The sequence below is a fragment of the Streptomyces sp. M2CJ-2 genome (genome assembly GCF_016757295.1).
GTDB lineage: Bacteria > Actinomycetota > Actinomycetes > Streptomycetales > Streptomycetaceae > Streptomyces.
The window spans coordinates 1-1,444 of record NZ_JAESIF010000230.1; the positions used below are offsets into that span (position 1 = coordinate 1).

Sequence of the window (1,444 nt, forward strand, 5' to 3'; positions counted from 1 at the left end):
TAGGGCTTTGTTAGGTCCTGTGGTGGGGTTCGGGGGCAGGTGCGGGTTGGCCGCATATCGAGCAGGCGCCGGTCCAGGTGGCCAGCAGGGCCTGAAGTTCACGGAGGATCGCGTACAGAGTCAGGCCGGCGCAGGGACTTTTGGGTCGAGCCTCAGCAGGGTGCAGAAGGCCTGGGCGAGGGAGGCGAGGGTGACATGCCGGTGCCAGCCGGGATAGTTGCGGCCCTCGAAGTGGTCCAGGCCCAGGCCGTCCTTGAGCTCGCGGTAGTCGTGCTCGACTCTCCAGCGGATCTTGGCGGTGCGGACCAGGTCGCGCAGCGGGGTGTCGGCGGGCAGCGTCGAGAGCCAGTAGTCGGTGGGCTCCGCGGCGCCAGGCGGCCACTCGGCCAGCAGCCAGCACTCGGGCAGCGAGCCGTCGGCGGCTCGGCGGATGGTGCGGTTGGCCGGGCGGACCCGCAGCGCCAGGAAGCGCGAGCGCATCGCGGCGCGGGGGTTGCCCCTGGTGGCCTTGCTGCCCTGGCGCCAGGTCACGGCCCGTGCCGTCGATCGCCCTGCATCCAGGGCGAGTTGACGCAGAGTGGTGTGCGGCTGCGGGTAGGCGGGGACGGGCGGGCGCCCTCGGCCTGCGTAGGGCGGGCGCTGGGGGACCGCGTCGCCCGGGTAAGCGGTGGTGGTGCCCTTGACCGCGACGGCGTAGGCCAGACCGCGTTCGGTCAGCCCTTCGCGGAAGCCGGTGGCCTCCCCGTAGCCGGCGTCGGCGACCACCGGCAGATCGGGCAGTTCCCAGTCCTGGCGGGCCTCGTCGAGCATGTCCAGGGCCAGGCGCCACTTCTCCCGGTGCCGCTCGGCCTCGGGGACGCCCGCCCTGGCGCGCCGGCGGCGGATCGCCTCGGCCAGCAGCTTGTCGTCGCCGACCGTGGCATCGTCCCAGCTGTCGGGCATAAACAGGCGCCAGTCGACGGCCGCCGAGGCACGGTCGGACACCAGGTTCACACTGACGCCGATCTGGCAGTTGCCCCGCTTGCCCAGCGCGCCGCAGTACATCCGCGCCACCCCCGGGGAGTCATAGCCGTCCTTGGGAAAGCCCACGTCATCGATGGCGTACGCCTCCGGCGAGATGTGGGCGGCGGCCCAACGGGCCATCCGTTCCCGGACCGTGGTCCAGTCCCAGGTCGAGGAGGAGACGAACTGCTGGAGCTGCTGGTGGTCCACGCCCAGGCGCTCGGCCATCGGCTGCATCGACTTGCGCTTGCCGTCCAGCATCAGCCCGCGCAGGTACAGCTCGCCCTTGGCCCGCTGATCCCGACGGGCCAGCGAGCCCAGCATCTGGGCCGCGAACGCCTCCAGGCGCGGGCGGACCGCCTCCATCTCCTCCGGTGTCACACCCGAAAGAAGATCACACCCTATCCGACAAGGATCAGCCGGGGCACCTAACAAAGCCCTA

The 1,444-nt window shown here is 71.3% G+C and carries 1 protein-coding gene; it reads right to left on the reverse strand.

Going from position 1 to position 1,444, the window contains the following annotated elements; genetic code table 11:
- Positions 1-120 precede the first annotated feature (120 nt).
- Complete coding sequence (locus JL475_RS38995) at positions 121-1,383, reverse strand: IS701 family transposase (RefSeq protein ID WP_307825334.1); 1,263 nt, start codon at positions 1,381-1,383, stop codon at positions 121-123.
- Positions 1,384-1,444 lie beyond the last annotated feature (61 nt).